The organism is Dolomitihabitans soli (assembly GCF_022213955.1).
GTDB lineage: Bacteria > Actinomycetota > Actinomycetes > Streptosporangiales > Streptosporangiaceae > Streptosporangium_A > Streptosporangium_A soli.
In genome coordinates, this window is record NZ_JAKNTW010000002.1 from 11,745 (window position 1) to 25,600 (window position 13,856).

At 70.7% G+C, this 13,856-nt stretch carries 11 protein-coding genes and 1 tRNA gene; 1 reads left to right on the top strand and 11 read right to left on the bottom strand.

The features are described 5' to 3' along the window. Positions 1-99: 99 nt before the first annotated feature. Positions 100-699 carry a site-specific integrase gene (locus tag MBA17_RS04915; protein WP_274384999.1) on the top strand — a complete coding sequence of 200 codons (600 nt, stop codon included), beginning with the start codon at positions 100-102 and terminating at the stop codon, positions 697-699. Between the two features lie 239 nt (positions 700-938). On the opposite strand, the gene MBA17_RS04920 is transcribed toward MBA17_RS04915, so the two are convergent. The 11 genes from MBA17_RS04920 to MBA17_RS04970 all read right to left on the bottom strand — a co-directional run bounded on the left by MBA17_RS04920 (position 939) and on the right by MBA17_RS04970 (position 13,766). Next, positions 939-1,012, bottom strand: a tRNA-Arg gene (locus tag MBA17_RS04920). A 44-nt stretch (positions 1,013-1,056) separates the two neighbouring features. Then, entirely contained in the window at positions 1,057-2,124 is a 1,068-nt protein-coding gene (locus tag MBA17_RS04925; protein WP_238495057.1) for a winged helix DNA-binding domain-containing protein, read from the bottom strand. Positions 2,125-2,460: 336 nt separating this feature from the next. After that, positions 2,461-3,543 (bottom strand): branched-chain amino acid ABC transporter permease, encoded by a 1,083-nt coding sequence (locus MBA17_RS04930; protein ID WP_238495058.1) that lies wholly within the window; start codon positions 3,541-3,543, stop codon positions 2,461-2,463. Positions 3,544-3,737: 194 nt separating this feature from the next. Then, a complete protein-coding gene (locus MBA17_RS04935; protein WP_238495059.1) occupies positions 3,738-4,598 on the bottom strand; it encodes a branched-chain amino acid ABC transporter permease in 861 nt (286 codons plus the stop codon). Positions 4,599-5,063: 465 nt separating this feature from the next. Next, complete coding sequence (locus tag MBA17_RS04940; RefSeq protein WP_238495060.1) at positions 5,064-5,759, bottom strand: ABC transporter ATP-binding protein; 696 nt, start codon at positions 5,757-5,759, stop codon at positions 5,064-5,066. Next, complete coding sequence (locus MBA17_RS04945) at positions 5,756-6,505, bottom strand: ABC transporter ATP-binding protein (RefSeq protein WP_238495061.1); 750 nt, start codon at positions 6,503-6,505, stop codon at positions 5,756-5,758. The genes MBA17_RS04940 and MBA17_RS04945 overlap by 4 nt, the downstream gene beginning before the upstream one ends. Further along, positions 6,502-7,719, bottom strand: coding sequence for a substrate-binding domain-containing protein (locus MBA17_RS04950; RefSeq protein ID WP_238495062.1), 1,218 nt, complete (start codon positions 7,717-7,719; stop codon positions 6,502-6,504). The genes MBA17_RS04945 and MBA17_RS04950 overlap by 4 nt, the downstream gene beginning before the upstream one ends. Positions 7,720-7,868: 149 nt before the next feature. Continuing rightward, complete coding sequence (locus MBA17_RS04955) at positions 7,869-9,338, bottom strand: extracellular catalytic domain type 1 short-chain-length polyhydroxyalkanoate depolymerase (protein ID WP_238495063.1); 1,470 nt, start codon at positions 9,336-9,338, stop codon at positions 7,869-7,871. A gap of 41 nt (positions 9,339-9,379) precedes the next feature. Continuing rightward, positions 9,380-10,573 (bottom strand): tannase/feruloyl esterase family alpha/beta hydrolase, encoded by a 1,194-nt coding sequence (locus MBA17_RS04960; protein ID WP_238495064.1) that lies wholly within the window; start codon positions 10,571-10,573, stop codon positions 9,380-9,382. Positions 10,574-10,650: 77 nt separating this feature from the next. After that, complete coding sequence (locus MBA17_RS04965; RefSeq protein WP_238495065.1) at positions 10,651-11,763, bottom strand: glycoside hydrolase family 53 protein; 1,113 nt, start codon at positions 11,761-11,763, stop codon at positions 10,651-10,653. Continuing rightward, positions 11,760-13,766: a beta-galactosidase gene (locus MBA17_RS04970; RefSeq protein WP_238495066.1), complete on the bottom strand. Its 2,007-nt coding sequence runs from the start codon at positions 13,764-13,766 to the stop codon at positions 11,760-11,762. Before MBA17_RS04970 ends, MBA17_RS04965 begins: the two co-directional genes overlap by 4 nt. Between the last annotated feature and the right edge of the window lie 90 nt (positions 13,767-13,856).

Below are 13,856 nucleotides of genomic sequence, written 5' to 3' on the forward strand. Positions count from 1 at the left end.
CCCACCAAGCCCGCTTAGGTACTTGACCTATCAAGTGGGCTCTCTTATCCTCAGAATACTTGATAGGTTAAGTGCCTGTCAGTCGATACAAGGAGAGAGTTGTTATGGCGCTACACGGACCCATCCCCATCACCTACCCCATGCTCTTCCCGCACGGCTGCTACATCGTCGGCGGGGCTGCGTAAGAAGGACTGCGACCTTCCCGAGAAGGGGTGGGGCCTGCTCACGCTGGAGAGGACCAAGCCGCAGAGCAACAAGCGCTACACCGACTCGGGGCAGACCCACGACGAGCGTGGACTCAAGCACCGGGAGCAGAAGGAGACCCGGCCGGTTCCGATCCCTCCGGAGCTGGTGGCCACTCTCCGCGCGCACATCGACAGGCACGGTGTCGGCGAGGATGGCCGGCTGTTCCGCAGTTCGACCGGGAGTGTGCTCTCCGGCTCGGCCTACGCCAAGGTCTGGAAGCAAGCCCGCGCGTTCGCGCTCACTCCTGACCAGGTCGCCTCGCCACTGGCCGCCCGGCCGTACGACCTGCGGCACGCGGCTGTCTCCCTCTGGCTCAACGCGGGCGTACACGCACCTGAGGCGGCTGAGCGCGCGGGGCACGGTGTGGACGTGCTTCTCAAGGTCTACGCCAAGTGCATAGACGGCCAACGTGAGGTGGCGAACCAACGCATCCTGGATGCCCTCGTCGCATGAGACGTGGAACTGACTGGACCCCGGGAACCCTCTCGGGGTCCTTCGTCGTTGCAGTCCCGGAACCGTTCCGGAAGCGCTCGAATCTTGCGCGCTCACCTGCGGAAACGCGCCAAGATCTATTCCGTGTATGTTCCGGGAGCACTGGCATCCGGCTGCATCTGGGTGCTTCTGGCTGCCTGCCGTACGGAAAGATCGAATACAAAAGGCCAGGTCAACCGTTAGATTGCCTGGCCGGAGCGCGCGCCCTGCAGGATTCGAACCTGCGACCGTCGGATTAGAAGTCCGATGCTCTGTCCAGCTGAGCTAAGGGCGCTCCCGACTAATTGTGCATGATCCTGGGAGTGTCGGTGTATCCGATTACCTGTGTGGGGCCGGAGCGTTGAGGAAGCGGTGGAGGTCGGTGGTCTCGGGGGTGAGGTCGGCGGAGAGGGTGTGGAAGGGCTGCAGGTGGGTGTCCGCCGTGCGCCAGGTGCCCACGACGTGGCCGTCCACGAGTATGGCGGGCTGGATCATGCCGCCGCCTGCCTGGATGTGCTTGGCGTGGGCGGGGTCGAGGACGAGGTCCTTGCTGCGGAAGCCGAGGAGGTAGGTGTCGAAGTGGCCGAGGAGGCGGACCACGTGGCGGGGGGCGGGGCTGAGGTCCAGCTCTGAGGGGACGAAGGCGGGAATGCCGGCGGCGGTGACCTCGGTGAGGTCGGCGGCGAGGAGGGTGAAGGCCCGCTTGGCGGGGGTGGCGGGAAGGCCGGACCACCATTGGAAGTCGCGGATGGTGGCGGGGCCGTAGGCGTGGAGGTAGCGCCGGGCGAGCCGGGTCAGGGCCTCGTCGGGGGTCAGCGGCGGGGCGGGTGGCACCCAGTCGTCGAGGAGGACGTAGGTGGGCTTGGCGGCGGCGGTGTCGGGGCCGCGGCAGATCAGGCCGCGCATCGCCGCGTACGCGAGCAGGTGGGCGGGGGCCTGGCTGCGGGGAGCGAGGACCAGGCCCAGCTCGGCGAGGCGTTCGACGATCGTGTCGCGGGCGAGGGGCGGCGAGCCGGTGAGGACGGTGTGGACGGCGGTCAAGCCACGTTCGGCGGTGGCGTCGTCGAGGCCGAGTTCGAGCCTGCGGCGGCGACCGGCGGCGGCGAAGACGGGGCCGAGGAGACCGACCATCCAGCGGACGTCGTCGGCCGCGACCATGTGCAGGGTCCCACGCATCGCCCAGGTCCTGACCACACCGCCGTCCCGCCGGCAGGCCGCGTCGACGTCCGCCGCGGTCAGCCCGGTGGTGCGAGCCCGTACGGCGAGCCTCGCGGCCGGAGACGACTGGGCCTGGACGGCCGCCACGCTCGCCACCACGCCGGGGACTCCGTCGGCACCCCGGCCAGACAGCCGCTGACATCGGACCCGCAACGCGCGCACGTCATCGGCGGACAACGATCTCCTCATCCGGACGAGGTTAGTCGCAGCCGGCGAACACCGATCACGCGGTGCACGTCGGCCGATCACATGCGCGCCAGCCGACTCTGGTTCGACGCGCGTCCCCCCTCCCCCGACCTGACCCGCGACAACAGGGAGAGCGCGTCCACCGATCACACGGTGAACGCCGAGCGATCGCAAGCCCGTCAGCCGGCTCTGGTTTGACGCGCGTCCCCCTCCTCGACCTGACCCGCGACAACGCGGAGATCGCATCCACCGATCACACGGTGAACGCCAACCGATCGCATGCACGCCAGCCGGCTCTGGTTCGACGCGCGTCACCCCCGTGGCAACGCGGAGAGCGCGTCAGGGGCCCTGGTGGCGGCGGGCTCGGGTGAGGCCGCCGGGCAGGAAGTAGACGACCAGGATGAACAGGACTCCCAGCACGAAAAGCGGCTCGGACAGCGGAGCCTTGAGTACGGCGGGCAGCCCGGCCACCGCGTCGGAGGTGCCCAGGGCGGAGAGGCGGTGGTCCAGGTAGGTGTAGGCGATGCCGCCGATCATGGCTCCCCAGCGGCTGCCCGCGCCGCCGATGACGACCATGACGAGGAAGGCGAGGGTGAAGTTCGACGTGGTGATCTGCGGGCTGGAGCCGCCCACCAGGAAGAGGTGGACGACGCCGCCGAGGGTGGCGAGGAAGGAGGCAAGGGCGAAGGAGAGCAGGCGGAAGCGGTAGGAGGGCAGGCCGAGGACCGAGACACGACGCTCGTTCTCGCGGATCGCCTGCCAGACGCGGCCGGGTTCCGACTCGACGGCCCAGGCGACGACGGCGACCACCACGATGAGGTAGGCGAGGGCCAGCCAGTAGAGGTTGGCCGTGTTGAGAACGCCGGTGAGAAAGCCGGGCAGGGCGGACGGCGCGAGCGACAGGCCCTCCTCGCCGCCGGTCAGGCCGCCGGGGTCGCTCATCACCAGGATCGACCCGACCTGGGCGGTGGCCAGGGTCACCATCGCGAAGGCGATGCCGCTCACCCGCAGCGCCAGTGCGCCGAACACGACCGGCACGACGAGTCCCACCACCACGGCGAGCCCGAGGGCCGCGGCCAGGGACAGGCCCGCCTTGGTCACGGCGATGTTGACCGTGTAGCTGCCGAGGGCGACATAGAGGGCGTGCCCGAAGGAGAGCAGCCCGGTACGGCCGAACAGCAGATCGTAGGTGACCGCCAGCCCGGCGAAGACGAGGCAGATCGCCAGCAGTTGCATCGATCCCGGACTGTTGACCGGCCCCGGGAGCAACGCGGGCAGATCCAGCGTGGAGAACGGCAGTACGGCGAGCACCACGAACACGATCACCGGTACGGCACGCCGTACACTCCAAGCCGACCTCCCGCCCAGCGCCCACCACGCCACGGGTGCACCGCCCTTCGCCTCCGGACGCTCACCAGGCACCCGGTCCTCCCCAGACCTCCGCGCACGGACCTGCTTCTCGGACCGCCCCCCAAACAGTCGGCCCTCCCCAGACCCTCCCGTACTCACCTGCTTCTCGGACCGCCCTCCAAGCAGTTGGTCCTCCTCAGGATCCGGCCGGGACACGGGTTCGGTGCTCTGCCCGGAGGTGTGGTCATCCTGGGGGCGTTGCGGAGTCATGCGGTCCTCCCCGCGAGGCCGCCGGGGCGGGCGAGGAGGACGACGGCGAGCAGGAGCACGACCGACGCCTCCCCGACGCCGGCGGCGGCGTAGTAGCCGGCGAATTGTTGTACGAGGCCGACCAGGACGGCCGCGACGGCCGAGCCGGTCACCGAGCCCATGCCGCCGATGACGACGACGATGAAGGCGAAGATGAGCATCGAGGTGCCCTGCCCGGGGGAGACGTTGCCGAAGTAGACGCCGGCCAGGGCGCCGGCGAGCGCGGCGGCGGCGCCGCCGATGGCGAAGACGACGGTGAAGGCGGTGCGGACGTTGATGCCGAGGGCGGTGACCATCGTGCGGTTCTCGACGCCGGCGCGGACGATGAGCCCGAAGCGGGTGCGGTGCAGGAAGAGCTGGAGGGCGGCCAGGACGATCACGGCTGCGCCGATGAGCAGGAAACGGTCGTTGGGCACGATGGCGCCCAGGACGCGGGTGGTCTCGCCCGTCCAGGCCGGCTTGGGGAAGATGACCGGGTCGGCGCCGAAGGTGGCCTGGAGCAGCGCGACGCCCGCGAGGCTGAGGCCGACCGTCACCAGGACCTGTTCGATGGTCCTGGTGTACAGGGGGCGGATGAGGACCACCTCGACCAGTACGGCGACGGCCGTGCCCGCGGCGACTCCGAAGACGACGGCGAGGACGAAAGGCATGTGCGCGGAGGCCCACCAGGTGCCGTAGGCGCCGACTGCCAGGAAGAGGCCGTGCGCGAAGTTGAGCACGTCGGCCAGGCCGAAGATCAGGGAGAGGCCCGACGCGATGAGGAAGTACAGCGCGCCCAGCCCGAGCCCGGTGAGCGTCAACAGGACGACGTCGCTCACGACACCTCCCGAAGGGCAGGCGACGCGCCCAACCCCAATCCAGAAACCGCCGACAGGACGACGACACTCACGACCCTCGGCAGGCGGCGGGTGCAGGCAGGATCCCCGAACAGAGCGGCAACAACGCCCACAACACCACCAGACGCCAAACAAGCAACGAAGGTCATGAAACCCCCCAGCAGATCGCGCGTGGACGCAGAGTCCCCGAACAGAACGGCAACAACGTCACCAGACGCCGAGCGAGCGACGAAGATCGCGAAACCCCCAGCAGATCGCGCATGAACGAAGCCGCGACAACACCGAACGCCACCCAAGCGACGAAGGTCATGAGACCCCCAGCAGATCGCGCGTGAACGAAGCCGCAATAACGCCGAACGCCAGCCAAGCGACAAAGGTCATGAGACCCCAGCAGATCATGCGTGAACGAAGCGGCGACAACGCCGAACGCCACCCAGGCGACAAAGGTCATGAGACGCCCAGCAGGTCGCGGGTGAGGGCGGGGTCGCCGAGGAGGGCGGCGGCGGTGCCGGTGTGGACGACGGCGCCCTGTTCGAGGACGACCACGTGGGAGGCGATGCGGCGGACGAGGCCGAGGTTCTGCTCGACGAGCAGGATCGGGACCTCGGTGGCGGCGCGTTCCAGGACCGCGGCCACCTCGGTGACGATTCTGGGCGCGAGTCCTTTGGTGGGCTCGTCCACCAGGAGCATCCGGTTGTCGTTGAGCAGGGCGCGGCCGATCGCGACCATCTGCTGCTGGCCGCCCGACAGGGTGCCGGCGCGCTGGGCGGCGCGGCGCTTCAGCTCCGGGAACATCTCGTGGACCAGGTCGTAGCGGTGCGGGCCGGGGCCGCGTTCGGCGAGGCGGAGGTTCTCCGCGACGGTGAGGCCGGCGAAGACGTCGCGGTCCTCGGGGGCGTAGCCCAGGCCCAGCCGTACGATCGTGTGGGTGGGGAGGGCGGTGATGTCGTCGTCCGCGAGCCGGATGGAACCGGTTTTGGGGACGATGCCGAGGATCGCCTTCAGGGTGGTGGTCTTGCCGGCGCCGTTGCGGCCGAGGAGCGCGGTGACGCCCTGGCGGGCCACGCTGAAGGTGACGCCCTGCAGGATGTGCGAGCCGGCGATCCGCACGTGCAGGTCCGCGACGTCGAGCAGCGGGGTCACAGCGGCTCCCCCAGGTAGGCGTCCTGGACGGTCGGGTCGGCCATCACCTTCGCCGGCGTGTCGAGGGCGAGCAGGCTGCCGTGGTGCATGACGGCGACCCGGTCGGCGAGGCCGAGGAGGACGTCCATGTGGTGCTCGACCATGAGCACGGTGCGGCCCTGTTCGCGGTGCACGGAGCGGATGACGTCGGTGAGCGCGGGCACGTCGGCGGTCCCCACGCCGGCCATCGGCTCGTCGAGGAGGATGAGGCGGGGGTCGGTGGCGAGCAGGATGGCGATCTCCAGTTTGCGCTTGTCGCCGTGGGAGAGGGAGCCGGCCGTCCGGGCGGAACGGTCCGCGAGGCCGACGCGTTCCAGGGCGTCGGCGGCGGCGGAGGCGGCCACCCGGTCGGCGTCGGCTCGCCGCCACAGCCGGAGGCAGCTGCCCCGGTGGGCCGCGGCGGCCAGCCGTACGTTCTCCCGGGCGGTGAGGGCCGGGAAGACGCTTGAGGACTGGAAGGTACGGCCGAGGCCGCGGCGGGCCCTGCGGTGGGGCGGGGCGTGCGTGATGTCGGCCCCGTCGAGCTCGATCGTGCCCGAGGTGGGGCGGACCAGGCCGGAGACGAGGTTGAACAGCGAGGTCTTCCCCGCGCCGTTGGGGCCGATCACGGCGACGAACTCCCCTTCCGCGACGTCGAACCCGACGTCGGTCACGATCTGGGCGCCGCCGACCGCCCAGCCGAGTCCCCGTACCCGCAGGACGGTCACTTCTGTACGACCGGCGGGGTGACGGCGGTGGCTTCGAGCTTCTTGACCAGTTTGGCCTTCGGGGTGGCGCCGCCGGTCAGTTTGGCCTGGAACATCGGCTGGAGCAGCGCGTGGTCCTCGGCGCGGACGGTGAGGGAGCCCTTGACCCCGTCGAAGGTCCAGCCTTCGAGGGCCTTGACCATGGCGTCCGGGTCGTCGCCCTGCTCCGCGGCGTGCGCGATCATCTGTGCGCCGGTGAAGCCGTCCACGGTGAACAGGTCGACGGTGCCGCCGGCCTTGGTGACCTTCTCGGTCATGATCTTCTCCAGCTCGGTGCCGCCCGCGCCCGCGAAGTAGTGGGACAGGAAGTTGACCTTGCCCGCGACGCGGCCGTAGGCGGGCCAGGTGGCGGCGATGTCGAGGCCGGTGACGACGGTGGTGGCGTCGAAGACGCCCTGCTGGCCGAGCGCGGTCCACATGCTCTGCGCGGTGGTGCCCGCCCAGGCGACGAACAGCAGGTCGGCTTCGGACGCCTTGGCCTGGGTGGCGAACGGGGTGAAGTCGGTGGCGCTCGCGGGCACCAGGAGTTGCTCGATCCGCGCGCCGGCCGCGCCGAGCACGGCGTTCACCCCGGCCACGTTGGCCTGGCCGAAGGCGCTGTCCTGGGCGAAGACGACGACGTTCTTGTCTCGGACGTCGCCGATGAACGCGGCGGCGGTGCTGATGTCCTGGGAGGTCTGCCTGCCCGAGCGGAAGGTGTACTTGCCCGCGCCGGTGACGGCGTCGGTGGCGGCCGGGCCCGAGACGAACAGCACCTTGTTCTGCTCGGCGATCGGCGCGACCTGCGTGGCCACCCCGGACGACGCCGAGCCGGCGAGGATCTTGTAGCCCTTGCCGATCAGGTCCTTCGCCGCGGAGACGGCCTTGGCGGGGTCTCCGCCGTCGTCCACCTCGGTGACCTCGACCACCCGGTCGCCGATCTTGCCGGTGCCGTCGGTGACGTGGTCGAGGCCGGCGTTGAAGCCTTCCAGGTAGAGCTTGCCGTAGGTCGCCAGCGGGCCCGACTTGGAGTAGACGAGCCCTACCTTGATCGGGCTGGTGTCCTTCGCGGGGCTCTTGTCGGCGTTGCCGCCGGGGTCCGGGGCGCCGGGGCTGCCGCATGCCGCGGCCAAGAGCAGCGCGGCGGCTGCGGCCAGGACCGCGGACGTACGGCTCGCGTGACTCTTTCGACCCATGGTCAGCTCTTTTCTCAGTCAAGTCGGTGTGTCTGGTGCACACGGAACATTCAGCGGTGCGTCCGGCCATGTTGGCCGAAACGCTAGGAGATCACCAACAGCGATTCCATGTGTGCGGGTCCCACACCCGGGGCTGGGGACAGGTGGATTCAGGGGGTGTACTCGATCGTGAGCGTGGCGGAGGTCCCGCCGGCGACGAAGACGTAGGCCGTCGAGGTGTGGGCCTGCTCGAAGCGGAGCCTCAGCTGGGTGGCGCCCGACCTGTTCAGGGCCGCCACGGGGAGGTCGGCCGTGACGGTCGTGGTGAACCTGGGCAGTTCGGCGGCGGCCGGGAGCGTCGGGGCGGCGGCCCAGTCGCCCGTCTCGATCCCGCAGCCGCCGAAGCAGCCGTTCCGCACGTCCACGAGGAGCCGGTTGGCCGCCCACGGGTCGCCGCTCACGCTCTTGCGGGTGACGGTCAGCCGGGCGCGGGTGACGGTGACGCCCGCCGGGATCGCGGCGGTGTCGAAGGACAGGACGGTCCGGTTGTGCTTCCCGTCGGTGCCCCTGCCCACCGCCAGTCCGAGGGTCTCCAGCGTGCCCACGACGGCCCCGGAGCCGTCCGCGGCGGCCTTGACGTAGCCGTCCCGCGCGGCGTCGTTGACGAGGGTGACCGTCGCCGGGCCGGAGGGTCCGCCTTCGAGGCCCCAGAAGGCGGCCATGTGCCGGGCCGCGCAGATGTTCGCGTCCACGATGTACGCGTTGCCCGCCGTACCGCAGTCGCCCGGGTCGATGGCCTGGGCGTGGCCCATGCCGGTGATCTCGAAGCTCTCCACCACGGGACGGCCGGCGGGGTCGCGGTAGACCTTGTGCGGATAGCCGGCCACGGTGTCGGCGACGTCGGCGGTCTGGTCGGCGCGGTGGGCGTCGGTCCACTGGTCGACCAGCTCGCGGGTGTTCGCCGGGTTGACGGTGCCGTCGCCGGTGCCGTGCCATACCGACAGCACCGGCCAGGAGGTGCGCGTGCCGCCGGCCGGCGAGGCCGCCCTGACCTTGTCCCCCCACTGCGCCGGGGTCCGGTTCACGCCCGGGTTCATGCAGGTCCACTCGCTGGTCTCGGGCGCGCACCGGTACGGCAGGCCGGCCGCGATCCCCCCGCCGGCGACGAGGTCGGGGTAGACGGCCATCAGGGCGGCGGCCATTCCACCGCCCGCGGACAGGCCGGTGACGTAGACGCGGGCGGGGTCGATCCCGTTGTCGGCGCCCATTCTGGCGATCATCTGCTTGATCGACAGGGCTTCACCCTGGTCCCGGGTCGTGTGCTCGGTCTTGAACCAGTTGAAGCACTTGAGCGGGTTGCCGGTGGTGGTCTGCTGCGGGAGGAGCAGGGCGAAGCCGATCTGGTCGGCGAGCCGGGTCCAGCCGGTGTTCTGGCCGAAGGTGGTGGCGTCCTGGCTGCAGCCGTGCAGCGCGACCACCAGGGGGCGTCCGGCGGGGAGGCCGTCGGGCACGTAACGGAGCATCTGCAGGCGACCGGGGTTGGAGCCGAACCCGGTGACCTCTTCGATCGCGGCGGCTTGGGCGGGGTGCACACCGGCGACGGCCAGGAGCACGGCGAGAATGACGGCTAAACGGCTCACGGGAAACTCCTGGTTCACAGGCCCGGCATTTGCCCGTCACGTTACGTGCGGCCGTCGTCGCGGGATATGTGCTGATCCACAGTTTGGCCCTCCGGCGGAGTATGGGTCACCCACTCCTCCAGTTCCGCGAAGGCCGCGCGGTAGGCCGGCAGCATCGGCGTCAGGCGGCCGGGGAAGGCGTCGCAGAAACCGTCGACGTGGTTGCCGCCCTCGATCCGGTGCAGCCGGTGCGACGACCCGCGACCCGCCCGCTCGACCAGGGCGGCGTAGGCGTCGGCGTGCAGCGTGATCGGCAGCAGCGCGTCGAGCGTCCCGTGCAGGGAGATCAGCGGGCGGCCGATTCTGCCGGTGAGCGCGATCCGCTCGACGGCCTCGCGCACCCGGCCGGGGCGCGAGGTGTAGTCGTAGGCTGCTTCGTCGCCTTCGTAGGAGGGGTCGACGCTCGCCCGGTAGATCCGCTGGGTCAGGTCCCAGTAGATCCGGTGGTGGGCCTCCCAGAGGAATTCCGAGCCCGCGGGGAACCCGGCCGCGATCATGGCGGCGTGCGCCTCGGGCGAGCCCGTGTCGCGGTAGGCCGGGTAGTGCCTGAGCGCCGCCGGCAGGTAGGTCAGCAGGTTGGGCCCCTCGGCCCGCCACAACGGCCCCGCCCAGTCGACGCCCCCGTCGAACAGGTCGGGGTTGTTCTCCAGCTGCCACCTGGTCAGGTAGCCGCCGTTGGAGACACCCGTCATGAACGTCCGCGCGGGCGGCGAGCCGTAGTACCGCCCCGCCGTCCGCCACGCCGCCTCGGCCAGCTCGGTCGTACGGCGGTGCCACTCGGCCAGTGCGTCGCCCGGGAGGGTGCCGGCGGTGTGGAACTCCGGGCCGCAATTGCCCTTGTCGGTCGCCGCGAACGCGTAGCCGCGGGCGAGTACCCAGTCGGAGATCAGGTAGTCGAGGGCGTACTGGCGGCGGACCCCGGGCGCGCCGGTGACCACCAGCCCGCCGTTCCAGGTCACCGGCAGGCGCACCACGAACTGGGCGTCGTGGTCCCAGCCGTGGTGGGAGTTGAGGCGGGAGGAGGAGGGGAAGCAGCCGTCGATCTGCCAGCCGGGGACGCCCGCGGGGTTGCGGGCGTCGCTCGCGTGCAGCCCGGCCCAGTCGTCCGGCACGGTCTTCCCCGCCGCGGTGGTCAGGTCGTCGAGGAAGACGGCGGTCTGCAGGTCGGTCCCGGCAACCGAGGGCAATGTGGTCACCGACGTACCCTAGGCACCTTCCCGCCCGGCCTCAACGTGCCTGCCACCCATACGCGGGGTGGCAGGCACGTGTCGGCTCACTGGGTGAGGGCCCGCAACCCCGGGAGCACCCGGTCGTCGAACCCGAACAGCGCCTGGTTCTCCCACCCGTTGCCCGACGACGGGTCGGCCGGGTCCCAGCCGTTGCCCCGCACCCCGGTCCAGGTGGCCTCCCAGTAGAAGACGCCCAGGCCGCGCTGCCCGGGGACGGCCCTGACGATGTTCACCAGGTCGCGCATCATCGCCGACTGCCCCGCGGTCGTGGCCGGGTAGCCCTGGTACGGCACGGCGGAGCTGATGATGTTCGGGTAGCCGTCGTCGTCGCCCGTGGTGAAGGGGTAGGCGGTCTCCACCACGACGACCGGCTTGCCGTACCTCGCGGCCACGTCGTTGAGGTTGGTCTTGAAGGCGGCCAGGGTGCCGTGCCAGTAGGCGTAGAAGGACAGGCCGATCACGTCGTAGCGGATGCCGTGGGCGGCGGCGTTGTCGAACCACCAGCGGTACAGGCCGTTGTCGGCGCCGTCGGCGAGGTGCAGCACCACGCGGGTGGCGGAGGAGACCGCCTTGGCCGCGTCGTGGCCGGCGTTGAGCAGCGCGGCCATGTTCGGCCATCTGTCGTAGCGGCCGTCGGGCCACAGCAGCCCGCCGTTCAGCTCGTTGCCGATCTGCACCATGTCGGCCGTGGTGCCCTGCGCCCTGAGCGCGCCGAGCACGTCGTAGGTGTGGTCGTAGACCGCCTGCCGAAGCCGGTCGAACGGCAGGGAGGCCCAGGCGGCGGGCTTGTTCTGCTTGCCGGGATCGGCCCAGCTGTCGGAGTAGTGGAAGTCGACGAGCAGGCCCATGCCGAGCGCCTTGGCCCGGCGGGCGGTGGCCAGCACCTGCGTCTTGGTGTTGTAGCCGTCGGCCGGGTTCACCCAGACCTTCAGCCTGACGTAGTTGAGCCCGCCGTCGCGCAGGATGGTCAGCGCGTCGGCCCGCTGCCCGTTCTCGCGGCGGTAGACGCCGCCGAACGCCTCGGACTTGGCCAGGCTGGAGATGTCCGCGCCGCGGATCGGCGGCACGGGGGCGCTGGCGGTCGCATACGCCGGCTGCCCGGCCAGGGGTAACAGGAGCAGGAAGCTCGCCAGAAGCGTGGCGATGCCCTTCTTCATGGGTTCCTCCGGGGGGTGGTCGCGACGACGATGACGCCGCCGGGGGGCACGATCACTTCACCGTCGTACTGCCTGCCGTCGAGCACGCCGGTGCCGGTCACGTCGTGCGCCGTGGCCGGGCGGTCGTCGTGGTTGATCAGGAAGACGTGCGCGCCCCGCCGTACCGCTTCGAGGGTGTCGGGCAGGTCGCGGGGCCGGGTGACGCCCGCGTGGTCGAGGACCTGGCGCAGCAGGTCGCGGGGGTCCAGGGCGGTCGCGGCGTACCAGGCGGTGCCCGCGCCGAGGTCGTGCCTGGTGATCGCGGGATGGCCCGCGTCGGGCCCGTCCGCGAAGTCCTGTACGGCACGCGCACCGGCCGGCCGGACCCGTTCGGACCAGATCCGGCCCGTTCCCCCCGTTCCACCGCTTGTGCCGCCCGCGCCGAGCCGTACGGTCGCGCCTTCGGGGAGGGGGTGGAACTCCTCCACCCACAGGCCGAGCACGTCGCGCAGGGCGCCGGGGTGGGCGCCGGGGTGGATGGCGTCGTTCTCGTCGACGATGCCGGAGAAGAAGGAGACGACCAGGTGACCGCCCGATTCGACGTAGCGGTGCAGGTTCTTGCCGGCCGCCTCGGTGAGGAGGTAGGCACTGGGCGCGACAACCACCCGATACCCCGAAATATCGGCCGAAGGGTGGACGAAGTCGACGGTGACGTGTTCGCGCCAGAGCGCCGCGTAGTACGCCTCCACCCGTTCCCGGAACCGTACGTCGACCGACGGCCGCCACTCCAGTTCCACCGCCCAGTACGACTCCCAGTCCCAGACGACGGCGACCTCGGCCTCGACCAGCGAGCCGCGTACCCCGGCGAGCCTGCCCAGGTCGGCGCCCAGGTCGACGACCTCGCGCCACAGGGCGGAGTCGGTGCCCGCGTGCGGCAGCATCGCCGAGTGGAACTTCTCCGCGCCGTAGCGGGAGGCGCGCCACTGGAAGAAGAGCACCGAGTCGGAGCCGCGCGCGACGTGGGCCAGGCTGTTGCGGCGCATCTCCCCCGGCCGTTTGGCGAGGTTGCGCGGCTGCCAGTTGACCGCGCCGGTGGAGTGTTCCATGATCATCCACGGCCGGCCGCCCGCGACGGACCTGGTGAGGTCGGCCGCCATGGCCAGCTCGATGTGCGCGTCGGCCCGCCCGGAGTCGAGGTAGTGGTCGTTGGAGACGACGTCCACCTCTCCCGCCCACCGCCAGTAGTCCATCGGCTTGCAGTTGGGGATCATGAAGTTGGTGGTCACCGGGAGGTCGCTGTGCGCGCGGATGGCCTCGCGCTCGCGGCGGAAGTTGGCGATGTGCGCCTCGACGGAGAACCGCGCGAAGTCGAGCTGGAGCGCCGTGAGCTGGCCGACAGGCGAGATCCTCGGCGGCTCCACCTCCTCCAGCGAGCCGTACGTCAGGCCCCAGAAGGTCGTCCCCCAGGCCGTGTTGAGCTCGGCCACGTCGCCGTGGCGGTCCCGCAGCCAGTCGCGGAACGCCCCGGCCGAGGTCTCGCAGTAGCACTGCGGGTTGGCCCAGCCGTACTCGTTGTGGACATGCCACATCGCCGTCGCCGGGTGGTCCGCGTAGCGCTCGGCGAGCCGGCCGGCGATCCGCGCGGAGGCGGCGGCGTAGTCGGGCGAACTGGGGCAGAAGCTGTGCCTGGAGCCGCCGGCCAGCACCTGCCCCTCACGGCCGACCAGCCGGCTCGCGGGATAGCGGTTGCGGAACCACACGGGCGGCGAGGAGGTCGGCGTCGCCAGGTCCGCCTTGATCCCCGAGGCGGCGAGCAGGTCGAGGATCCGGTCGAGCCGCCCGAAGTCGTACTCCCCCTCGGCGGGTTCGAGCAGGCTCCAGTTGAAGATGCCGAGGCTGACCAGGTTCACCCCGGCCTCGCGCATCAGCCGCACGTCGTCGTGCCAGACCTCCTCGGGCCACTGCTCGGGGTTGTAGTCCCCGCCGTACGCGAGGCCCTCCGGCAGCACGGGATAACCGGGCAACTGCTCTCCCTCGTCAAAAGCTCTGTGAACGTGCACAGTAATTCACGGCCAGCGATTCGGGAAGCTTTAGACCCTTATACAGGTATTTAA

What these genes read in the sequence shown, in the direction of transcription:
- MBA17_RS04925 (WP_238495057.1), bottom strand. Translation starts at nt 2,124, where the DNA reads ATGAGGAGATCGTTGTCCGCCGATGACGTGCGCGCGTTGCGGGTCCGA.
- MBA17_RS04950 (WP_238495062.1), bottom strand. Translation starts at nt 7,719, where the DNA reads ATGGGTCGAAAGAGTCACGCGAGCCGTACGTCCGCGGTCCTGGCCGCA.
- MBA17_RS04965 (WP_238495065.1), bottom strand. Translation starts at nt 11,763, where the DNA reads ATGAAGAAGGGCATCGCCACGCTTCTGGCGAGCTTCCTGCTCCTGTTA.